The organism is Leptolyngbya subtilissima AS-A7 (genome assembly GCF_039962255.1).
Lineage (GTDB): Bacteria > Cyanobacteriota > Cyanobacteriia > Phormidesmidales > Phormidesmidaceae > Nodosilinea.
The window spans coordinates 16918-38787 of sequence record NZ_JAMPKY010000011.1 but is presented as its reverse complement, the minus strand read 5'-3'; the positions used below and the strand labels follow the sequence as shown (position 1 = coordinate 38787).

The 21870-nt window shown below is 57.7% G+C and carries 20 protein-coding genes and 1 tRNA gene; 10 read left to right on the top strand and 11 right to left on the bottom strand.

The window, feature by feature from the left end; genetic code table 11:
- Positions 1–34: 34 nt before the first annotated feature.
- From NC979_RS21370 to cobO, 3 genes are all read right to left on the bottom strand, one after another.
- Positions 35–628: a GIY-YIG nuclease family protein gene (locus NC979_RS21370; RefSeq protein WP_190515756.1), complete on the bottom strand. Its 594-nt coding sequence runs from the start codon at positions 626–628 to the stop codon at positions 35–37.
- A gap of 72 nt (positions 629–700) precedes the next feature.
- Positions 701–1555: an oxygenase MpaB family protein gene (locus NC979_RS21365; protein WP_190515754.1), complete on the bottom strand. Its 855-nt coding sequence runs from the start codon at positions 1553–1555 to the stop codon at positions 701–703.
- 86 nt (positions 1556–1641) lie between these two features.
- A complete protein-coding gene (cobO, locus tag NC979_RS21360) occupies positions 1642–2310 on the bottom strand; it encodes a cob(I)yrinic acid a,c-diamide adenosyltransferase (protein ID WP_190515752.1) in 669 nt (222 codons plus the stop codon).
- A 165-nt stretch (positions 2311–2475) separates the two neighbouring features.
- On the opposite strand from cobO, the gene NC979_RS21355 reads away from it, so the two are divergent.
- The 3 genes from NC979_RS21355 to NC979_RS21345 all read left to right on the top strand — a co-directional run bounded on the left by NC979_RS21355 (position 2476) and on the right by NC979_RS21345 (position 4603).
- Positions 2476–2548 (top strand) — tRNA-Arg (locus tag NC979_RS21355).
- 510 nt (positions 2549–3058) lie between these two features.
- Positions 3059–3652, top strand: coding sequence for a DUF1517 domain-containing protein (locus tag NC979_RS21350; RefSeq protein ID WP_199308686.1), 594 nt, complete (start codon positions 3059–3061; stop codon positions 3650–3652).
- Between the two features lie 606 nt (positions 3653–4258).
- Positions 4259–4603, top strand: a complete 345-nt coding sequence (locus NC979_RS21345; RefSeq protein WP_190515750.1) for a hypothetical protein — start codon at positions 4259–4261, stop codon at positions 4601–4603.
- A 91-nt stretch (positions 4604–4694) separates the two neighbouring features.
- On the opposite strand, the gene NC979_RS21340 is transcribed toward NC979_RS21345, so the two are convergent.
- The 3 genes from NC979_RS21340 to NC979_RS21330 form a co-directional block, all read right to left on the bottom strand.
- Positions 4695–5189, bottom strand: coding sequence for a hypothetical protein (locus NC979_RS21340; protein WP_190515748.1), 495 nt, complete (start codon positions 5187–5189; stop codon positions 4695–4697).
- A 135-nt stretch (positions 5190–5324) separates the two neighbouring features.
- Positions 5325–6632 (bottom strand): tetratricopeptide repeat protein, encoded by a 1308-nt coding sequence (locus NC979_RS21335; RefSeq protein WP_190515745.1) that lies wholly within the window; start codon positions 6630–6632, stop codon positions 5325–5327.
- 121 nt (positions 6633–6753) lie between these two features.
- Positions 6754–7911, bottom strand: coding sequence for a cysteine desulfurase family protein (locus NC979_RS21330; RefSeq protein WP_190515743.1), 1158 nt, complete (start codon positions 7909–7911; stop codon positions 6754–6756).
- Positions 7912–7918: 7 nt separating this feature from the next.
- Here NC979_RS21330 and NC979_RS21325 point away from each other — a divergent pair, with 7 nt between their 5' ends.
- Complete coding sequence (locus tag NC979_RS21325) at positions 7919–8503, top strand: hypothetical protein (RefSeq protein ID WP_190515740.1); 585 nt, start codon at positions 7919–7921, stop codon at positions 8501–8503.
- On the opposite strand, the gene NC979_RS21320 is transcribed toward NC979_RS21325, so the two are convergent.
- Positions 8500–10542 carry a diguanylate cyclase domain-containing protein gene (locus NC979_RS21320; RefSeq protein ID WP_190515738.1) on the bottom strand — a complete coding sequence of 681 codons (2043 nt, stop codon included), beginning with the start codon at positions 10540–10542 and terminating at the stop codon, positions 8500–8502. The genes NC979_RS21325 and NC979_RS21320 overlap by 4 nt on opposite strands.
- Positions 10543–11038: 496 nt before the next feature.
- On the opposite strand from NC979_RS21320, the gene NC979_RS21315 reads away from it, so the two are divergent.
- Positions 11039–12454: an aromatic ring-hydroxylating dioxygenase subunit alpha gene (locus NC979_RS21315; RefSeq protein ID WP_190515729.1), complete on the top strand. Its 1416-nt coding sequence runs from the start codon at positions 11039–11041 to the stop codon at positions 12452–12454.
- Positions 12455–12514: 60 nt separating this feature from the next.
- On the opposite strand, the gene NC979_RS21310 is transcribed toward NC979_RS21315, so the two are convergent.
- Positions 12515–13279: an LmeA family phospholipid-binding protein gene (locus NC979_RS21310; protein WP_190515720.1), complete on the bottom strand. Its 765-nt coding sequence runs from the start codon at positions 13277–13279 to the stop codon at positions 12515–12517.
- 491 nt (positions 13280–13770) lie between these two features.
- On the opposite strand from NC979_RS21310, the gene NC979_RS21305 reads away from it, so the two are divergent.
- From NC979_RS21305 to NC979_RS21285, 5 genes are all read left to right on the top strand, one after another.
- Positions 13771–15111, top strand: coding sequence for a DUF4912 domain-containing protein (locus NC979_RS21305; protein ID WP_190515718.1), 1341 nt, complete (start codon positions 13771–13773; stop codon positions 15109–15111).
- Between the two features lie 156 nt (positions 15112–15267).
- Entirely contained in the window at positions 15268–15999 is a 732-nt protein-coding gene (locus NC979_RS21300) for a 2-phosphosulfolactate phosphatase family protein (RefSeq protein ID WP_190515716.1), read from the top strand.
- 189 nt (positions 16000–16188) lie between these two features.
- Complete coding sequence (locus NC979_RS21295; protein ID WP_190515712.1) at positions 16189–17616, top strand: dihydrolipoyl dehydrogenase family protein; 1428 nt, start codon at positions 16189–16191, stop codon at positions 17614–17616.
- 272 nt (positions 17617–17888) lie between these two features.
- Positions 17889–18617, top strand: coding sequence for a 16S rRNA (uracil(1498)-N(3))-methyltransferase (locus NC979_RS21290; RefSeq protein ID WP_347403893.1), 729 nt, complete (start codon positions 17889–17891; stop codon positions 18615–18617).
- A gap of 114 nt (positions 18618–18731) precedes the next feature.
- On the top strand, positions 18732–19187 hold the full coding sequence (locus NC979_RS21285; RefSeq protein ID WP_190515707.1) for a Fur family transcriptional regulator: 456 nt from the start codon (positions 18732–18734) through the stop codon (positions 19185–19187).
- Between the two features lie 84 nt (positions 19188–19271).
- Here NC979_RS21285 and NC979_RS21280 read toward each other — a convergent pair whose 3' ends face one another.
- The 3 genes from NC979_RS21280 to NC979_RS21270 form a co-directional block, all read right to left on the bottom strand.
- The gene (locus tag NC979_RS21280) at positions 19272–19727 is read right to left on the bottom strand and encodes a hypothetical protein (RefSeq protein ID WP_190515704.1); all 456 of its coding nucleotides are present in this window, start codon (positions 19725–19727) and stop codon (positions 19272–19274) included.
- A gap of 137 nt (positions 19728–19864) precedes the next feature.
- Positions 19865–21364: a cryptochrome/photolyase family protein gene (locus NC979_RS21275; protein WP_190515702.1), complete on the bottom strand. Its 1500-nt coding sequence runs from the start codon at positions 21362–21364 to the stop codon at positions 19865–19867.
- A 93-nt stretch (positions 21365–21457) separates the two neighbouring features.
- Positions 21458–21784 carry a DUF3082 domain-containing protein gene (locus NC979_RS21270; protein ID WP_190515699.1) on the bottom strand — a complete coding sequence of 109 codons (327 nt, stop codon included), beginning with the start codon at positions 21782–21784 and terminating at the stop codon, positions 21458–21460.
- Positions 21785–21870 lie beyond the last annotated feature (86 nt).

The following is a 21870-nucleotide window of genomic DNA, read 5'->3' as shown; positions in this document are numbered from 1 at the left end:
TAATGTTTACTGCAAAAGGTTGGCATGGCGGGCGCTAGGCATCCAGCTTGCCGCCTACAAATGGAGTGCTCCACGTTGCCCAGTTTTCTTTATTAAAGGGCGATCGCCAGCGGCAAATTAGCTCTTGCTCTAGCCTCTGACGGGCCTTGCGATCGCAGTCGGCGTGGGGCCAAAAGCCAATGTTTACCGCTACAGGCAGCTGGTGAACCCGATGGGCTTCCACATAGCTAAGAATGTAGCGCTTGCAGTCGTGCACCCCTTTCCAGCGCTGGTTTGACTTGACAGTTTCGCCCACGTAGAGCAGCACCGCCGCGTCGTGATCGACCACAAAATACAGGGCGGGCACCCCCGACTCTTGAAACTGTCCCCGCCAAAACTCGGCATTGCGGGGCGGCAGGGTAAAGGGATCAATCGTATCCGCAGATGAATCGCTGGCTACCTCAAACAGCGTCCCCTGTACCGGCGGATCAGACTTGACGGTGGCCTGAAACTGGGCCACGCGCTGCTTCCAGCCCTGGAGTTCGTCGGCTAGCATGGTCGCTCCCGCCGGACGGTTGTAGGCCCAGGACAGATCCGCCGCCCGCAGATCGGTATCGGAGAGCAAGGAGGGCTGATAGTCGGAGGGCATGGGGCTACCAGTAGCGGTTATGGCTTTTGATGATAGTGCATAACCCTACCAATAGCGTTGGCGGCAAAACGCCTAAAGCCGCGATCGCAGCGCCTCTGGCCCAATATCTTCCACGGTATAGCTCTCGGGATAGCTGCGAATGGATTGATCGACAAAGAAATCGGGCTCGGTGCGCGGCGGCAGGCGACGCAATAGGCGACTGCGAGCTTTGAGGGCGGTGTTAGCCAACTGCTGCACTGCCACCGGCACCGGCTGCCATCCCAGCGCTGCTAGCAAGGGCGGGTCGAGCAGGCAGGGCAGACCCCAGTTCACCACCGGCCGGGTGACAGCCGGGAACCAGGACAGCAGCATGTGGCGGGTGGCGTCGGCGACCCGCTGGTTGGTGGGGGCGTAGGCAAAATGCTCGGCTTCAAACTCGCGGTTAAACTGCTCAAACGCCTCGTAGGTCGGCGGAATGTCTTGAAGGCCCATGCGATCGCCAATTGCTCGCCAGAAGTAGTAGCAGGCCTGTCGCTCTTGCTCGCAGAAGGGCCGCCAGCCAAAGCGATCGCACCACCGAATTGGCTCATACACAAAGGTTGAGAGCACGTAGAGGAAGTCGTGGTTGCTAATGGCGTAGTGGCGGTGAATGGCATTCATGCGCTGAATAAACGCGGCGCCTCGGGGGCTGTCGTAGCCGTGCTTGAACGCTTCAGACACCACAATGCCGGTGTCGTCGTAGCGCTTTTGAGCGTGGTGGCGAAACTCACCGGTGCGATCGAGCAGCGCCGACACGCTGGGGATGCAAAACGTCCGCAGCAGGGCAACTTCCAGGGCGCGGGTTACATCCCAGGGGAATTCGTAGCCTGCCAGCAGGCAGCAGATTTCGGAGTGGTCACGCTCGGGGTCGAGGCTTTGGATGTGGCGTAGGGTGGCGTAGCGATCCATAGGTTATCAGGGGTTTGGAATTGAGGGGTGGCCTGAGAACGGCTGTTCTGATGGTGGGCAGTGCCCACCCTACGGCAGCGCAGATCCTAAAATTCGATGCCCGGTTGGGCTTTAATTCCCTGTTCGCGGAAGGGGTGCTTTACCAAGGTCATCTCCGTCACCAGGTCGGCCTTGTCAATCAGTGCTTGGGGTGCACCTCGCCCGGTGAGAATGACGTGGGTCATTTCCGGCTTTTCGGCCAGCCCCGCCACCACTTGATCAGCGCTCAAAAAACCGTGCTTGAGAGCAATGTTAATTTCGTCGAGCAGGATGGTTTTGTACTCGGGGTTACGAATGTAAGAAAGAGCTGTTTCCCAAGCGTTTTGGGCGGTTTGGGTATCGCGATCGCGATCCTGCGTATCCCAGGTAAACCCTTCGCCCATGGCTTGGAAGGTGAGCTGGGCGCCAAACCGCTCCAGCACCGCCTTCTCCGCCGGTTCCCATGCGCCTTTGATGAACTGCACGATCGCTACTTTATAGCCATGGCCGAGGGAGCGTAGCACCATGCCCAGGGCGGCGGTGGTCTTGCCCTTGCCGTTGCCGGTGTTGATAATCACCAAACCCTTTTCAACATTGCGCTCGGCGATACGCTGCTGCTGCACCTCCTGGCGGCGCTGCATTTTGCGGCGATACTGCTCCTCTGACAGGTTGGCTGCTTCAGCCTCTTGGTTGAGGGCAGCGGCGGTGGCGTCGAGGCGATCGGTAGGTTGAGTCATAGAGCGACAGTGGTGAAGAAAGGGCACAGGCGCGGCCCGTCTGAGATTTGCTGGGGGCGGGCGATCGCTGCTCTGCCTATCCTAAGGGTTTGGCGCGATCTCTAGGCACAAAAGCCCGTGTATCGTTTCAATGCCCTCAACAGATGCTAGAATGGTGCAGCCTAAGGGCATGTAGCTCAGTGGATAGAGCACTAGATTCCGGTTCTAGGGGTCGCAGGTTCGAATCCTGCCATGCTCGTTTCTCATATAGCAAGGGTTTTACCCGCTCCGTAGTCTCTCCCTCTCGCGGAGGCTGCGGAGTTTTGAATTTAGATTTGTCCAATTTCACGCCGTAGATGTAAGACTAGCCCAGTCTGGGCACATCCACCTGAGGATGTTCTTTTAATAAGAGTTGGGGCCTGTTTTAGTATCCTTAGGCCGGTTTTGGCTGGACTACATACATTTATCGATCGCCAAGTAACAAATAAAACTTGATTATTAACTTTGTAAGTTTGATCGGTAACTTCACAAGTTTGCGAAGTTGTAATGCCATTGCGGTGATCACTACAGCATTGGTGGAAATAACTCGACTTGTACAGGATGCAGCTTGCATTCTATTAGTCTGGCGTAACGCACCAGTCTAACCCTCTGTTGAGTTATCCGCCTAAACCATGGTAGAAACCACCCCATCAATCAGCCTTTAGATCAAGAACATCGTGAATTTGGCTATCTAGAATAGAGCTTGTGTGCCTTTCTTGATCAACCTGCCATGAGTTTGCGCGATCGCTTCAGTCAGATTAGCGGACAGACCCGCTTTGTTGTGTGTCGCATTTTTGTGCATCTCTCAGGCCGAGAAGTAGCACCACTCCTAGGTGTGCTTAATCAAACGGCACGTGAGGCGATCGATTCAGAAGGTGATATGCAAGTGCTGGGCGATCAACTCGTGCGGGTTTGCGAAAGCTTGCTGGAGTATGAAACTTTTTGGCAATCGGCAGCCAATGAGGGAGATGTTCTTTGGGACGAGGGTGATGCTGGAGATTACGTCAATGAGCTATTTACCGACTCGGCTGGACGTTATGGTAGCGCAATAGATTCTGACTCTAGCAGAAGTGAGGATTTCGCCATCCCCGTGACACAAAATGTGGTTGTCATGCTTGTAGTTGCTTCTGAAGGCGAAGTGCCCGAACTAGAAAATAATCTAGCCGATGTGACTGCATTAAAGGCAGGCTTAAAAGCTCTAGTCAACCTGAACTACAGGGGAACTTTAAGAGCGATTCAAATACATTTTTCTCCTGCTCAATTGGGAGACCAACTCACATCAGACCAACTGATTGAAAGCTTCCCTGAACTCATTCCGCTCTAGTTTTTCTGATTCATAATGCCTCTCCCCTAACTACAATGATGCGTAAACTTTCTGCTTCTTTATTAGCATTAACCCTAGTGTGGTCGTCGGTTGCCTGTACTAGCCCACAAGATTACTCCACTTCGCAGCCAGCACCGCAACCTCCGCAAGAAACAACTGCCCCTGTTGCTGCTACCTCCATTACAGATGGAGCTTATCCCGTCCAGCAAGCTACCTACGACGACAGTTCGGGTGAATATAGCCTAATGTTGCTTAACACTGCGCCTGGGCAGTCGATGTTTCGCAGCGCCAATTTGCCGTTGGCACAATTAACCAACGAAGAAATTTCTGCGGGCAAATCGAGTGAACTGCGCGTTGAAAACGGACAACCTGCGCTGTATCTAACACCCGATTTTCGAATCGAATATGTTCACAACGTCACTGCCACTCAAACCGATCCGCAGACTGGACAGGAAGAAGTCGTCATTGTTCGTCGAGAGCCAAGCTTTTGGACGCCATTTGCAGGAGCGCTAGCGGGTCAGGCGGTTGGCAGCTTACTCTTCCGTCCGCAATACTACATGCCGCCGATTTATCAACCGGGTGTAGCACTGGTCGGCCACGGTGGTTATGGTCGCAGCTACAACGAAGCTGTTTCGCGCTATCAGTCACGCTATCAAGCACCCCCTGCTGAACATCGGAACCGTCAGTATCGGGCCAGTGGCAGGTTACGCTCACCCGGTAGCACTGCCCCGCGGGTTAACACCAATAGACCTTCAGGCAATGGTGTCGGTAACAGTAATTTGCGACGTAACAACCGACGAAATGAGCGCGCTCGGCCTTCAGGCGGTAGTTTTGGCAGCAATTCACGGCGCTCGGCCCCACGTCGTAGCCCTAGCCGTGGTAGACGACGGTAACAGCTTAGTGATGCCTACAGAAGGTAGCCGTCAGATACGGTGGTCGTTGCAGCTTTGATGGGGATAACTGCGGCAGTGGGATGGGTAAGGGGGCAATAGTCGAAGACTGGCCCGGCTGGTCAACGCAGACCCCACTTGCCAAAACGTTCTTAGCGTGAGGTGTTAGGCCGAGTTAGGGCGATTTTTCGGATGGCGGCGGCACTGGTGCCTGCGATCGCCCCCCAAACCACAGTCGCTACCAGACTGAGGACAACAGCCCAAGTATCAGTCGAGTAGTCGGTAATGTCGCCGCCACTCAGCTCAATCATGCGGTTGAGTGGCACCACAACCAGCGCCAGATAGACCAACCCAACCGTGCCACCGCCTAGGGCTGCCCCTCTGGCCAATCGCCGCGTCGTGCCGCCTAAGGCACCCCCTAGTCCTCCTAGCCCAGCGGATAGCCCAAAAAATATCCAGGCCGGGTATGACAACACTAGGGCAGGCAAACTAACGCCCGCGTGATTTCGAAAAAACGGCCCACCCCAGTTGAATACGTAGTAAAAAAAGAGCACCGCAATGAGATATTGACCGACGGCACCTACCAAAGCTCCGACCACGCTGCCCAACCAGGGGTGTTTGCGGCCTGCTGAAACCTGTTTTCCCATGGTGTTTAGCTCAAAGGGTAGGTATGAGACTCCCAATAGTCGAGCCGGTGCGGTTGACTAGGCCAGCTGAGATTGACGATTACTTCAGGCTCAGCGCCAGGGATTGTTTTACAGCGGTAGTGATCGCAGCAATGGCTAGAGCGGGCGCGATCGCTCCGATTTGCGGCTATCCCACGACAGCTCTAAGGCTTTGCGAAAGTCATCCATAGCCAGGGCAGCCCCATGGCCCAGACGAATATTAGTGTGGCCGCGCCCGATATAGGCCTCGGCTAGGGAGGGGCTGATATCAATGGCGCAGTTGAAGTCGTCGAGAGCTAGCTCCCACTCGTCAAGAAAGTAAAGGGCGTAGCCGCGATCGCAGTATGCCATGGCATCACTCTCGTTTATCTCTAGGGCGCAGTCAAAATCAGCGATCGCCGCTGGATAGTCTTCTTGGCGGCTAAACACGCGGCCTCGGTTAGCCAAGATGCGACCGCTGTGGGGGTTAAAGCGCAGAGCCAGAGTGTAGTCGGCGATCGCCCCCTCCATGTCGCCCACCTGGGCCCGTAGCAGCCCCCGGCTGTCATACAGGTCGGCCAGGCGAAAGCGCAAGTTGAGGGGGGTGTCTTCGCTCAGGGTGGCATCGGGGCTGTCGAGAGCTAGGCCCACTAGGGTCTGGTTGTAGGAGCGATCTTGTAGTTCGGGGTTGAGCTGTAAGACCGTGGTGTAGTCGTCGATTGCCCCCTGAAAGTCGCCCAGCTCGTGGCGCAGCATGCCCCGGTTAATGTAAGCCTCGGCATAGTCAACCTGGCAATCGAGGGCGCGGTTGATGTCGAGGGTGGCCTGGTAGGTGTTGCGCAGCTGAAAGTGGGCTACCGCCCGGTAGTTGTAGGCTTCGGCGTGGTTGGGTTGACTCTGCAACAACCGAGAAAAGTCAGCAACAGCAAACTGGTAGGCCTCGCGGCGGTGTTCGGCCAAGGCGGCGATCGCCCCCTGCTTCAGGTAGGCCAACCCTCGCCACAGCAGAATTTTAGTGAACTTAGGCTGCTCTACTAGCACCACCGAAAAGTCTGCGATCGCCCCGGCATAGTCTTCTAAATCAAGCTTGATGCGGCCCCGATTGCCGTAGGCTTTCACCGAAGTGGGCTGTAGCTCAATGGCCCGGTCTAGATCACCTAGGGCCTCGCTTAGCTGACCCACCAGCCGATAGACGCTGCCCCGGTTGATGTAGGCATTGGTGAAAGTTGGCTCTAGGCGCAGGGCCGCCGAAAAGTCGTCGATCGCAGCCCCGTTACGACCCAGATCGCGGTGGGCACAGCCCCGATTGTAGAAGCCCTTAGCACAGGTTTGATCTAGGGCAACGGCTTGAGCAAACTGGGCGATCGCCGCCTCAAAATAGCCCAGCCGGGCTTGCTCAATACCGGCTTTGAGAAGGTCGCTAAGCTGACGGGCTTGGGTTGTCATAGGCCTGCCGGGGAATTTAACACTACACGGTGTAAATCGAATCTGGGCAATGCTCTTGCCGATGCCCCTGAGCCCCAAAGCTAATTCTCATTATGCCCCATTGAGTCAACCGTGGGGGTACTCAAACCGTCGCCTGACGCAGCGCCTGCACCGTGGACACCACCCCAGCTGCCACCTGGTCGATCTCAGCAGCGGTAGTAAACCGCCCCAGGCCAAAACGCAGCGAGGCGTAGGCTAGCCCATCCTCCCGCCCCAGGGCCTTGAGCACGGGGGAAGGGGCGGTGCTGGCAGTGCTACAGGCCGCCCCCGATGACAGCGCCACGATCCCGCGCAGCCCCAGCAGCAGCGCCTGGCCATCGACCCCCTCAAAGCTGACATTAAGGTTACCGGGCAGCCGCAAGGTGGCATGGCCATTGAGATGCATTCCGCCCAAAGGTTGCAAGCTATTCCAAAGGCGCTGGCGCAGTGCGATCAGCCGAGCGGATTCTTTTTCCATTTCGGCTAGACCTAGCTCCACTGCCTTAGCAAACCCTACAATTTGGGGCGGGTATAGGGTGCCCGATCTGAGACCCCGCTCGTGACCGCCGCCGTGGAGCTGCGGGGCCAGGGGCACCCGTGGCCGCCGTCGCACGTAAAGGGCACCGATGCCCTTGGGACCATAGACCTTGTGAGCTGTCAGCGATAGTAGATCTAAGTTCATGGCCTCTACGTCGAGGGGAATTTTGGCGATCGCTTGAGCGCCGTCGCTGTGGAAGAAGACGTTGCGATCGCGGCACCGCACCCCAATCTCGGCCAGGGGTTGCAGCACCCCAATCTCGTTGTTAGCCGTCATCACCGACACCAGCACGGTATCGTCGCGAAAAGCTTTCTCCAGAGCATCGAGATCCAATAACCCATAGGGCTGCACCGGTAGGTAGGTGACCTCAAAGCCTAAAGATTCGAGATAGCGGCAGGGGTCGAGCACAGCACTGTGCTCGGTCTGCACCGTAATAATGTGCCGCCCCCGGCTAAAGCACGCTTCGGCGATACCCTTAATCGCCAGGTTGTTGGCCTCGGTGGCTCCGCTGGTAAAGATAATCTCTTCAGGGCTGGCGTGGATAGCGGCGGCAAGGGTTTCCCTGGCTTTCGTCACTGCCGCCTCGGCCTCCCAGCCGTAGGCGTGGGTAAGGCTAGCGGGGTTGCCAAAGTGCTCGGTAAAAAACGGCAGCATCGCCTCTACCACCCGCGGATCTACCGGGGTTGTGGCATGGCAGTCGAGATAAATCGGTCGATGTACCATAGGCCCTATGAATACTCCCAGTCACCTAATTCTCAACCTGGCTCTGCTGCGTCGCCCGGAGGCTCCAGCGATGACCTGGCCGATCTTGATCGGTGCGCTGATTCCCGATGCGGCCATGTTTGTATTCTACGGCTGGGCTCGTCGACAGGGTTTACCCGAGCAAACTATCTGGGGCGAGGCCTACTACAGCCAGCCCTGGCAGGCCATCTTTGCCGTGGGCAACTCCATTCCTCTGGGGCTGCTGGGTGTAGCGCTGGGCTATAGCCTTAGGCGGTCGTGGTTCGGCCCCTCGATCGGGTTTTTGGGAGCCAGCATGGTGCTGCACCACCTAGCCGACCTACCCCTGCACCACGACGATGCCCACCAGCACTTTTGGCCCCTCAGCTCGGTGCGCTTCATGAGCCCCGTCTCCTACTGGGATGTGGATCACTTCGGCCGTTTGGGGGCCACGATAGAACTGGTGCTGGTGCTAATCGCCAGCGCCTACCTGCTGCCCCGACTCAGCTCTAGGTTTAGCCAAGGGCTGTTGGGAGTCACGGTGGCGCTGACCGCTGTGGCTTACGGTGCACTGATGCTCGTGCCCCTGACCTAATACCGAGGTTGAAACACCTGATACTGATCGCGGCCGGCATCTTTAGCGGCGTAGAGGGCCTGGTCAGCGATTTCTAAAATGGCCTCGGCTGAGCTGTCGGGGCTGGGTCTGACGGTGGCAATTCCAAAGCTGAGGGTGATGGTATCGCCGCTGGGGCTGGCCCCATGGGGCAGAGCGAGGGTTTGCAGGTGATGGCGCACCAGCTGCACCACGCGAATGGCCCCGGCGGTGTCGGTATCGGGCAGCACCAGGGCAAATTCTTCACCGCCGTAGCGGGCGGCCAGGTCAGCGGGGCGACGAACGCCGAAGCGCATAGCGCTGGCAATTTCTACCAGACATTGATCTCCCGCAGCGTGGCCGTAGGTGTCGTTGTAGGGTTTGAAATAATCGACATCAGCCAGCACCACGCTCAGCGGTTTGCGCTCTCGAGCTAGCCGCTGCCACTGCTGACTGAGGTATTCATCGAGCCAGCGGCGGTTGGCGAGCTGCGTGAGGCTGTCTACCTTAGCGATGCGATCGAGCTCCTGGTTAGCCGCCTGAAGCTGGTGATACAGCTCGGCCTGATGCAGGGCCGTATTGAGCTGATCAGCGAAGTGTTGCAGCATGTTGGCTTCAAAGGGCTGCCACTGGCGGTGTTCGCCGCAGGCATGGACCACTAAAATGCCCCACAGGGGATGGCGGTCGCCCCCAAAGGGATGGGCAATGGGCGCAATCATCGCCGACTCAACTCCAACAGTCGAGAGAAACGTGGTCAAGTCAGGTGGCCAGGGCTCTGCCGCCATGTCATTGATGATGTAGGGCTGCCACGTATATAGCCTCTCCAGGTAGGCCGCAGGCAGCGGCCCTGACGGAATCATGCTGTCGGTGATGGTAATGTACTCGGGGTTGGTCGCCTGCTGGGCAATGCGGCGATCGCCATTGGCCAAAATCTGAAAAATCACCGCTCGGTCGGCACTAAACACCGTTTTAACGCCGGCTACCGTAGCACCCAAAATAGTTTCCAGATCGAGACTTTCGCGCATGCGCGCCGTCAGCATGCGCAGCAGTTGCTCTTGCCCCACTCGGCGGCTGAGGGTAGCCTCGGTCGCCCTAAGACTGGCCTGCAACTCCCGGCGCTCTGTGCAGTCTTCGGCCCAGCCCACCATATAGCGGGGTTGATTTTGGTCATCGTTGACCACTTGCACATGGGCCTGCACCCAGCGCACGTCGCCGTTGGGGCGCACGATGCGATACTCCCGCCGCACAGAATTGCCTTCAAACTGTCGGCCCAGGGAGGCCTGCACCTGAGGCAAATCGTCAGGATGTATCTGCCGGAGCCACAGGCCAGGATCGCTGTAGAGCAGTGCGGGAGCATGGCCCCAAATGCGTTCGTAGGCGGCGCTGACGTACAAAAACTGGCCAGACACCGCATCGCGAATAAACAAAACTTGCTCAACGTGATGGGTAAAGAGATCAAACAGCTGCTCAGTTTGGCTACGGACAGAAAAGGCTTGGAGCTGCTGTTGCAGTCCGTGTTGGTAAACGCCTTGGCCAAGGTGACGCGCCGCATGCACTAGCAAATCACAGCTCGATAAGTTCCACGGGCGGGGGCTGCGGCAGTGGTGGGCAATGAGCAGGCCCCATAAGTGCGGCCCCGCGAATATCGGAACCGCTAAGTTGGCCTGCACCTGTAGGCGACTCAGCAATTCGGCGTAGCAGGGGTCAAGGGTGCTGTGCTGCACATCGGCCACCAGACTCAGTTGGCCCCGGCGATAGCGATCTTCCTCACTGCTGGCAAAGCAGGATTCATTGATTCGCTCGCCCTGCAAAGGCTGCCAAGGGGCAGCCACCGACTCAGCGATGACCAAGCCATCCTCGGGAGATAACACCTGATAGATCACCACCCGATCGGTATCGAGGAGCGATCGCAGCCGATCTACCCCCTGCTGAAGCAACGCCTCTAGCTCACCGCCCGCTGCCGACGCCTCGCAGATTGCAGTCACTATGTCGAGAATCTGCGATTGACTAATATCGGGCTGGGGAAGGGATTGGCGCGTCATGCGTCAGACATAGCAAGAGAGAAGCAATTACGTTTGGCAAGCTATTACCCGCCACACCCGCCTTCGACCTTAGCCGCTGCACAGTGGGGCTCACCTATAGCTATACAGAAGCCCCTAACCCTATTCCCGACTGCCGCTCATTGAGAAAGCTCAGCTCGAGCCGGAGAAACAATTTTTCTAACCTAGTCTAAAAGTCATGCCCTGACTGGATACTAGACTTGCTCTACCCTGCGCTAAAGCTAAAGCATTCCGCTACCAGAAAGGCACTTAATCGAGACAATTTAACTTCAAATTAAGGCACAGTAGCTAAAAACAGCCTGGGTAAGCCTACCGAAATCTCAAATATGGCTCATGTCTAGCGCATTCTACCCTTTCTTGAGGTTTTGGGCATCCGAGCCCGATCGCCCCAGGGGAGAATCACCGACGCAACCCAGCCCCTGACTCACAAAAATATTGCAGAATGTAAAGAGAAATGGTTTACCACCGGGACTAGCCCATGACATCCCTTGCGATCGCTCCCCAGTCCACGGGTTTCACCGCCGCCTTGCCCGCCGGTGGCCCCAATCCCGCCCGGTTTGACTGGGCCGAGGCCTGGTACCCCGTTGCCTATGTAGAAGACCTTGACCCGGTGCAGCCTACCCGCTTCACCCTGCTCGACCGGGGCATCGTCATCTGGTGGGATGCCAAGGGTCAGGCCTGGCGCGTGTTCGAAGACAAATGCCCCCACCGCCTCGCTCCCCTATCCGAGGGCCGGGTGAATGAATCTGGTGAGCTAGAGTGCCCCTACCACGGTTGGACATTCTCTGGCGACGGTGCCTGCACCTATATTCCTCAGCAGGCGGCTGAGGCCAAGGCCCAGCAGTCGGGTCGGGCCTGCGCTGTCTCTATGCCCACTGCCGTCCGGCAGGGGCTGCTGTTTGTCTATCCTGGCAAAGCAGAGAATGCGCCTCAAGTTGAGGTGCCCATTATGGGTCCAGTTGAGGAGGAACCCGACGGCTGGGTTGTGCTCAACACCTTTCGCGACTTGCCCTACGACGCCCTCACCCTGCTCGAAAATGTGCTAGATGTCAGCCACATTCCCTACACCCACCACAAAACCGTCGGCAAGCGAGAAAACGCGGCCCCCATGGAAATGGAGGTGCTGAATGCCGGGAAGCAGGGATTCCAGGGACTCTGGCCTGAAGGCCCCCGCAAGGGCACGCTGGGAACCCAGCACACCACCTTCGTCGCCCCGGCACTGATGTACCACGACCTCACTTCAAAGCAGTTTGGCCGCACCCTGACCGTGGTTTACGCCACCCCGATGAGCAAGGGCAAGTGCCGGTTGTTTGCCCGCTTTCCCTTTAAGTTTTCGTCAAAATTGCCCGCTACGGTGATTGGCCTCACACCTCGCTGGTATAGCCACATTGGCAACAATGGCGTGCTCGAAGATGACCAGATTTTTCTGCACTTACAAGAGCGCGAACTGGAGAGAGCCAATCGCACCTACGCCCAGGCGTGCTACCTGCCCACCCAGGCCGATCGCTACGTGCTGGCCTTTCGTAACTGGGTCAGCGATTTTGAGGCCGATCCATTCCCTGGGCAATCCCTTGAACCGGCGTTGAGCCAAGTCGCGCTGCTCGATCGCTACCACTCCCACACCCAGCACTGCCACAGCTGCCGCACAGCGCTGGATCGCATCCAAAAACTTCGCTGGGGGCTGCTGGGGGTGAGTGCGGTGGTCTGGTCGCTGCTGCCGATCGCGATCGCCACGGGCAGCCTCACCAGTTTTGCCACCATCCTGATGGGTCTGGTGCCTTTGTCCACCGCTGCGGCCTGGGCGGGCTTGGGGATTTTAGAACGCCGATTTTATGAAGGTCGGGCAATTCCACCCCGCAATCTGCCCGAGAAAAAAGCCAAGGCTAGGGGTTAAGCAAGACTACAAACTAGTTCCACATGCCCGCGCTCACAGCTTATATGCGGGCATGTGGAACTAGTCAGCTGGAATGACCTGTACCATACCCACCAGGTCAATGCCTGCGGGGGTAACCGCCAGCTGGCGAATATCGACCTCTGGCCCCAGGTCAAAGGCAGTCTCGTCTAACACAATCGGCGACTGCGGCTCTCCGGTTGCTGAAACCACCGTGGCCACCGGCTGCTCTAAACACAGCCACCGCCCATCCCGCATCGCCAACCCCAAAGTTAGCTCCAGGGCATCATTGCTAAGGGATGTCCCTGGCCAGTGCAGCGTCATGCGATCGCTCGCCAGAGCAATATCAACCTCGGAAGGCTTATCCCCGTCGCCCAGCCAGCGCACTAGAGGCACCTGTTTTTCCGACACTGCTCCAGCCAGCAGATGCTTCAGCACGTCACGCAATCCCTGACCCAGCAGTGGGGAACCCAGAGAAGCTCGCAGATCCTCAGCTAGCACTGTCACCTGGCCATCTACGGGAAAGGGCTGCAACAGTCGCAGCGGCTTACCCCGCAGTACCTGGGGCAGATTGACGCGAATATCCGTCGCTTTGACCTCGGCCTGACTAACGTGCAGCCCCTGGTACACCGCCTGGCGAGCTGCCAGGGTCACCCTTGGCAGGTAGCCGCCTAGAATCTGTCGATCTTTGCCATCGATAGCGAACTCTAGCCCCTCCAGGTGGTCGAGCTGGGTGTGCAGCCACAGACGAATGGCCGGAGGTAGCAGCCGACTGATGATGCGGCTGCCCTTGGCAGCGTCGACAGGATTAGCAGGGTCAGAGGTCATGGGCGGGCTACAGAAACAAATGGGCGTAGTTGTCGCCAGTTCTTTAGGGGAGTTGGCGTCAATCACCTTCGCATCTCCAAACTCTAGCAGGGGATGCGAAATCGGAACGCATGGTAGAGAACCGGACGATCGCTCCTCCCTATCCCGTTCCCAGCCATCGCTAAAGTCATGATTTCCTGACGCAATAATACGCATGGGGATCAATTTGTCATGATCTTGTGACAAATTGATCCCCGAACCCCTACTCCTTCGCTAACAGAGCCAGAAAAGCCTTGCCAGGGGCTTGATCCCAGCGGTAGTTTTTGGCATGCTACATGGCAACGGTTGATCCCCACCTGAACCTGAAGCCCGGCAGCTAGGCAGAAAGATTCTAGACGGAGACCGCTACCGATCCCGCGCGGGATCAGTAGCGCTCCTCCGCTGGCAGCTATCCCCTTCGGCCTGTCGTGATTGATCGTCTGTCGTCCTGGTCTCTATGAGGAGAGTGCTCTATGTCTTCCCCCCGCCCACCCTTAGAAGAAATGACCCTGCGGCAGCTCCGCAAAGTGGCCAGTGAGTATGAGGTGTCCCGCTACAGCCGCATGCGCAAGACCGAGCTAATTGAGGCCATTCAAGCTATTGACGCCAAGCGCAGTTTAGGAGCAGCGCCAGTTTCTGTCCCAAAGGTGCCAGCGGTGGTACCCGCTATGGCCGGCGCTACCGCTGGGGCGACTCCCGCCTACACAGCTCCAACTCCGCCCCCGGTGGAGGTCTTGGCCACCGTGGATGATGGCCTAGCCGATTTGCCCAGCGGCTACGGTGAAAGCCGCATTGTGCTCATGCCCCGCGACCCCCAGTGGGCCTACTGCTACTGGGATATTCCCCATACCCACAAAGACGAGCTGCGGCGGCAGGGGGGCTCACGGCTGGCTCTGCGCTTCTACGACGTCACCGATATTGATTTTCTGCGCCAAACTCCCCACAGCTTGCAGCAGTACGAGTGTGACGAAATGGCGCGGGAGTGGTACCTGCCCATTCCGGTGAGCGATCGCGACTACGTGGCCGAGATCGGCTATCTCTGCAACGACGGCCGCTGGCTAGTACTAGCTCGCTCCCTGCCCGTCCACATTCCCCCCGTCTACCCCTCCGACTGGGTCGAAGACCATTTTGTCACCGTCGATTGGCAGGCCGACCTGCGCGGCAAGGCTGTAGCAGCGCTCAAGCACCCCAGCCAGCGCGCCGCCGAAAGCACCAACGCCATCTACGACGAAGTCTATGCCATGACCCAATCCACCGAGGTCCAGCGGGTCGCCGGGTCACTCTTCGGCTCCATGCAGCACGTGCCGGGTTCTATGGCTCCCGAAAAGGCCATCAGCTCCTACGTCTTCCCCTCCGGAGCCGGGCTGTGGGCCGTCCCTGGTGCTGCGGCTGGGGTGCCGACTATGTCGGGCATTGGTGCCTTTAACGAACTCACCATGTCGGGAGCAGGGTTCGCCGGGGCCGGGTTCACTATGTCAGGCGCTGGGCTAACCATGTCAGGAGCAGGCTTCTCAGCTTCTGCGCCGCCCATTCGGCCCCGTAAGTTCTGGCTGGTGGCCGATGCCGAGCTGATCGTCTACGGAGCCACCGAGCCCGATGCCACCGTCACCATTGGTGGGCAGCCAATCAAGCTCAACTCCGATGGCACCTTCCGGTTCCAAATGTCGTTCCAAGACGGCAATATTGACTATCCAATCATGGCGGTAGCGGCAGATGGCGAACAAACTCGCGCCATCCACATGACCTTCGATCGCGCTACCCCCTCGCGCCACACCAACACCAAAGACGAAGCGGTATTGGAGTGGTTGCCCTAGGCTGCCTTGCTTAACGGCAGAATCACAAGTTAAGGAGCGCCCCTAGGGGTGCTCCTTTTTTTGGAGAAATGGGACAACTCCCCGCATAGAATGAGTTGTTACCCCCGCCTGGCAACCCCGATCCCGATCAGTAACCCCTAAGTAAATTTCTAAGCCGTGAAACTATTCCTATTCCATACTCCTGAAGAAGTGCCTGAGCAGGGTGCGCCCGACTGTGCGATCGCCATTGATGTGCTACGGGCCACCACCACCATGGCGGCAGCTCTGGCAGCGGGGGCCGAGGCCATTCAAGTCTTTAGCGACCTCGACGACCTGCTCACCACTAGCGAAACCTGGCCCACCGAAAAACGGCTGCGGGCGGGCGAGCGGGGCGGCGGCAAAGTTGAGGGTTGCGACCTGGGCAACTCGCCGCTCGATCACTCCCCCGAGCTATCCGGCGGCAAGCGGCTGTTTATGAGCACCACCAACGGCACCCGCTGCCTCAAGCGCATTGAGCATGCCCCCACGGTAATCACCGCCGCCCTAACGACGCGCCAGGCCGTAGTGGATTTTGTGCTCAGTCAGCAACCAGAAACCGTGTGGATCGTTGGCTCAGGCTGGGAGGGCACTTATTCTTTGGAAGACACGGTCTGTGCTGGAGCCATCATTCACGGCATTATTGCCGCGACGGGGCAGACATTTAAAGATTTGGCGGGGAATGACGCGGCGATCGCCGCCGTCAGCCTTTACCTACAGTGGCAAGACCAGCTGCTCGACTTGATGCACTACGCCAGCCACGGCCAGCGCCTGCTGCGCCTCAACAATGAAGCCGACCTGCAATACTGCGCTCAGCTCGATGTGCTCAACATCGTGCCCCGCCAGCATGAGCTAGGCGTGCTGGGTCTGTAGGTAACGGCTGGGAGAAAAGCACCTTTCAGAATGAATCCCCATTCGTTCTTTGTTCTTCCTGTTTCGCTTTTTCTCCCCAGCCTTAACTCCCGTTTCAGGCGGTCTCAGCAGCCCTCAAAAATTTTGCCTATGCTCTAGGGAAAGGATTAAACGAATTCCCAGCCAGCACCCCAGGGCAAGGAGACTACCATGGCCGTTGACTACGATTTGGTCGTTATTGGCGGCGGTTCTGCCGGGCTAGTCGCCGCCAGTGCCGCCGCTCAGCTCAAAGCTAAAGTCGCCCTGGTCGAGCGAGAAGGTAGCCTCGGCGGCGACTGCCTGCACCACGGCTGCGTGCCCAGCAAGTCCCTCATTCATGCGTCGCGGGTAGCCCATGAGGTCTCGCGCGGCCCCGAGCTTGGCGTCCATGCCCAGCTCGAAAAAATTGACTTCCAGGCCGCCCTAGGCCACGTGCACCGGGTGATCGACACCATTCAGGTGCACGACTCCACCGAACGCTTTGAGTCGCTTGGGGTCGAGGTGATCTATGGCAAGGGCGAATTCATCGACTCCCGCACCTTTACCGTCAACGGTCGCGCCCTCAAAGCTCGCAGCTACATTATTGCTACCGGCTCTCGCCCAGCCAACCCCAAGATTGAGGGGCTAGAAGAAGCGGGCTACATCACCAACCTGACGGTTTTTTCCCTTAAACATCAGCCGCAATCGCTAGCGGTGATAGGCTCTGGCCCCATTGGCTGTGAGCTGGGCCAGGCCTTCGCTCGCTTGGGCACCGAGGTCACTCTGATCGGCGGCCAAGACCATGTTCTGCCAAAGGAAGACCCCGAAGCCGCTGCCGTGGTGCAAGCGCAAATGGAAAAAGATGGTGTGCGCATTCTCAACGGCACCCGCGCCCAGCGAGTCGAGGTCATCGACGGCAAAAAGCACGTCTACACCACCAACGGCACTGTGGTAGTCGACGACATTTTGCTAGCGGCGGGCCGGGCCCCTAACGTCGAGTCTCTCAACCTAGAGGCCGCTGGGGTAGCCGTGGGTAAGGAGGGCATTACGGTGAACTCTAAGCTGCAAACCACCAATTCCCGTATCTATGCCGCTGGGGATGTGGTTGGCGGCTATCGGTTTACCCACGTGGCTGGCTACGAGGCAGCCGTGGCAATGCAAAACGCCCTGCTGTTTCCCACCAAAACCGCTAACTACCGGGTCATACCCTGGGCAACATTCACCGACCCTGAGCTGGCCCGGGTGGGTTTAACTGAAGCCGAGGCCCGCCAGCGTTACGACGATATCTATATTCTCAAGCAGGATTTTGCCGGGGTCGATCGCGCCCTAGCAGAGGCTTCTGGTCAGGGGTTTGCCAAGATCATCACTCGCCGCAACGGCAAGATTCTCGGGGCGCATCTAATTGGCCCCCACGCCGGGGAGCTGATTCACGAAGTTGTGTTGGCCATGAGCAACAACCTTAAGGTCGGCGCGCTGACCAGTATGATTCACATCTACCCCACCCTGGCAGAGGTGAATAGCAAGGCTGCCCTTCAGCTGACAAAGCAGAAGTACGCTAAAAATGAGCGCCTTCAAGGGGTATTGTCCAGGATATTTGGGGTGCTGCGCTTCTGGGGCTAGGTTGGAGCAGAAGGATGAAACGTCCACAGCTCAAGGGATAGCGCCGACGCCTAGGCAAATACCGCAGAAAATTAGCAGAACTTCACATAGGGCTTATTTCTTCTTTACGTACATTCGCCTACATTAGTCATAAGCCGCTAAGGCTTCTATAGGGTACGTACTATACTGAAACATCTAATAAGAACCAGGGCCTCCAGCTTTCGAGCTGGGGGCCTTAGTTTTTGGGGTTCACGGTATAAGGTTTATGGCGGTGACAAGCAACAGGAGAAGCGGTGCAGCGATTAATGGTTGAGCCTGATCAGGTGGTAGCTGACCAGCTTTGTCTGAGCAGCAGCCAGCAGCACTATCTGTATCGAGTGCTGCGACTGGGGACTGGGCAGCAGTTTGTGGCCCTCGACGGCCAGGGGCAGCAGTGGATTGCTACTTTGACTGCAAAGCCAGATATGGCGGCGATCGCTCCCCTCTCTCTGCCATCCTCATCTAACCAAGCTCCGGTTACCCTGGCGATCGCCCTACCCAAGGGCAGCGGCTTCGACGATGTCGTGCGCCAGACCACCGAGCTGGGGGTGAGCACATTACAGCCGGTGATTAGCGATCGCACCCTGCATCAGCCCAACCCCAAAAAGCTCGATCGCTGGCAGCGCATCGCCGCCGAAGCCACCGAACAGTCGGAACGGCTGCTGCTGCCCCAAATTTTGCCCCCTTTGCCATGGCGGAATTATCTCAAGCAGGTGAGCGAGGGCAGCCGCTGGATCTGCGTGGCTCGGGGCGATGCCCCTCACCTGCTAACGGTGGCTCAAGCGAGCGATCCCACCCGCCCTGCCGTGATTGCCACTGGGCCAGAGGGGGGCTGGACAGAGGCTGAGGTAGAGGGGGCGATCGCCGCCGGTTTTCAGCCGGTTTCACTAGGGCCTCACATTCTACGGGCCGTCACAGCTCCTTTAGCAGCTCTCACTTTGGTTATGGCGGCCCACGCCCAACGCAAACTTGAAGACATCTAAAGCAGTCTTCGGAGTCATTCTCAATAGCGAAAAATTATTGCAAATACCCCAAAAAGTTCGCTAGTATTCTCATTAAGGATCAGTTATTGAAATCTAGCGGGGAGAAACCAGGCCATGGCTGCTTACACTCCATCAGCCCTTAAAGCCGAACTCAACGAGCGCGGCTGGCGCATGACTCCCCAGCGAGAGACCATGCTCAAAACTTTTCAAAATTTGCCTGAGAGCACTCACCTCAGTGCCGAAGATCTGTGTGACCTGCTGGAGAAAGAAGGCGAACCCATCAGCCTCTCCACCATTTACCGCAACCTCAAGCTAATGGCGCGCATGGGTATCTTGCGCGAGCTAGAGCTGGCCGAGGGCCAAAAACGCTACGAGATTAACCAGCCTGCCCCCCACCACCACCACCACCTGATTTGCGTGCGGTGCAACAAGACCATCGAGTTCAAAAATGACTCGGTGCTTAAGGTAGGGTCTAAAACTGCCGATCGCTCCGGCTACCACATTTTGGATTGCCAGCTGCTGATTCACGGCATCTGCCCCAGCTGCCAGCGATCAATTGTGCCGATTTAAAGGGGTATGAGGTACAGGATTCAGGGTTTAAGGTCTGTAATCATCCCCAGACCTCGAACCCTATACCTTGAACTCAAAACCTGCCTACAGCACTTCGTGGGTATATTTGTGCTGCTTGACGTTGTCGTTCTTTGAAATCTTGCGCTGGCTGTTGAGCACCCGCTTTCTCTCGGTGGAATAGTTGAGATCGCGGCGCAGGGTGCCTGCGGGCACTAGCTCTGCCGCTGCAGGCCGAGACTGGTAGGTGCGGGCGGCGGCCAAGATGCGCTCTTCATAGTCGGCGCAGGGTTGAGCAGGGGCCGCAGCGATCTCGGGTAGTTCCATCGCTAGGGCTTGGGCCATGGTAGTGCCACAGATGGCGCTGTAGGAGGTCGGCACCCCTTGAATCACCGATTCTAAATAGGATGACGGAATTGGCTCCAGCACCTGAATCTCGATAGTCTCGCCCTCTTGGCGCAGGTAGCAGGTGGCCAACCCCACTACCAGGTAGCTATCAGCGGGTAGGGTGTCGGTTGGGGTCTGGGGCGCAGTTTGAACCATGCAAATACCGGGGTCTCAACAAAGGATGCAATCGCTACGGGGGTAAATCACCATCTACCCCTCGAATCTGCATTTTAGCCCCAGGGCCCTGGGGGCTGCGATCGCCCTTCCAAACCGTCACAAAACACAACTTCTAGTTACGGGTGGGCCTTATGCCAATCCTGGGCCTGCTGGTGGATTACCTCTAGCTCCTCGCTATCCATCCGGTCCAGGTTTTTGAGAATGAAGCTCATGCGGCCCTGGGCTTGCAGCTTGTCGCGGTGGCGATGGAGAAAATCCCAGTAAAAGAAGTTAAACGGGCAGGCGTCTTCCCCGGTGCGTTGTTTGGGGTTGTAGCGGCAGCCTTTGCAGTAGTCGCTCATCTTGTTCACATAGTTTGCCGACGAAGCGTAGGGCTTAGAAGCCAGCAGCCCCCCGTCTGCAAACAGACCCATACCAATCACGTTGGTCTGCATCACCCAGTCGTAGGCGTCGATAAACACCGCGTGAAACCAGTCTTTGACCTCCTGGGGCGTAAACCCAGCAATCAGCGAAAAGTTGCTGAGAATCATCAGCCGCTGAATGTGGTGGGCGTAGCCCATGCGGCTAATCTGAGCAATTACCTGGTGCAGACAGTTCATCTCTACCTCGCCAGTCCAGAAAAACTCGGGCAGCGGCTGGCGGTGGTCAAACCAGTTGCGATCGCCATAATCAGCATCAAAGTGCAAATACAGACCGCGCATGTACTCTCGCCAGCCCATTACCTGACGAATAAAGCCCTCCACGCTATTGAGCGGCAGGTCATGCTCAGCCAGCGCCGCCTCGGCCCGCTCTACCACTTCTAACGGATGCAGCAGGCCCAGGTTCAGGTAGGGCGAGAGCAGGGCATGCCACATAGTGTCTTCGCCGGTCACCATCGCATCTTGGTAAGGGCCAAAGGTCTGGAGCCGCTCCGCAATAAACCCATCCAGCACTTGCAAGGCCTGCTCGCGGGTGACGGCCCAGCGAAAGGGAGTAGCTTCGCCAAAGGTCGAAATCTCTAGCTTTTCCACCCTATCGATCACAGCCTGGGTGGTGACGTCAGGCTCGAACCAGTGGGGCTCTGGGGTGTTGAGCTTGCCCTTAGGGGGCTTGCGGTTGTCTTTGTCAAAGTTCCACTGGCCGCCCATCGGCTGGTCGCCTGTCATCAGCAGGTCAAAGCGCTGGCGGCCTTCGCGGTAAAAGCTCTCCATCAGCAGGCCCTTGCGCTTGTCGGCCCAAGCGTTGAAGTCCTCAGCCGGCCAGAGAAAGAGGTTGTTGTCGAGAATCACTAGCTTGCAGGACAGGTCTAGCCCCTGCAACCAAGCGGTGAACGGATGGTCAGTAGCGTCCATCAGCCGCAGTTCGGTGATGCCCTCGGCTTTGAGCCAGTTGCGTAGGGCAGTTTCGGTGTCGTTGGCGATCGCGTAGGTAACAGCCCACCCCGCATTCTTTAATTCGTCGGCAAAGTGGCGCATGCCAGACCACACCAGCACCAGCTTTTGCTTGTGGTAAGGGCGTGCCTCAGCAAAGGTTTGAGCCTCTATGAATAGAACCGAAGCGTCTTTGCCCTCGCAGCTAGCTAGTGCAGCCTGATTGTGCCAGAGCTGATTGCCCAGTACCCAAACCCCGATGGTCATTGTGCTGCATCCTTAAAACGGCCTGCTTTATTGTTACGCAGTAGTGGGGAGCGGGGGTGATGGGGTAGGAGAGTGATGGGGCCGAGGATACAGCTAGTCTTGCAGGGTGGAAGGGCGTCCGGTCAGGCGCTGAAACAGCAGCTGAATGCCCAGCAAGAAGATCCCCAGGGCGGCTAGGCCAAAGATTCCAGCCCCCAGAGCGGCCATGCCGACGACCAGGGTACGCACGGCGGATGAAATATTCGCCACGGCTGGATTGTCGGTCAGCACGGGGCGGGCGGCAAAGTTAGCGGCGATCGAGAGCATCATGCGGTAGGCCAGCATAGCGATGGTGCCTGCTACAAAGGAACCGCTAAAGCACTGCAAAATTTTGCCGGTGGCGGGAGGAGCCAGGGGGCTAGAGGTAGGGTTGTCGTCCATGGGTTTAGACCATCTATAAAGACGTTATGTATCTCAGTTTACCTAGGGCCGGTCACGCCCTACCCCTGCCAAAAGAGATGCTGACG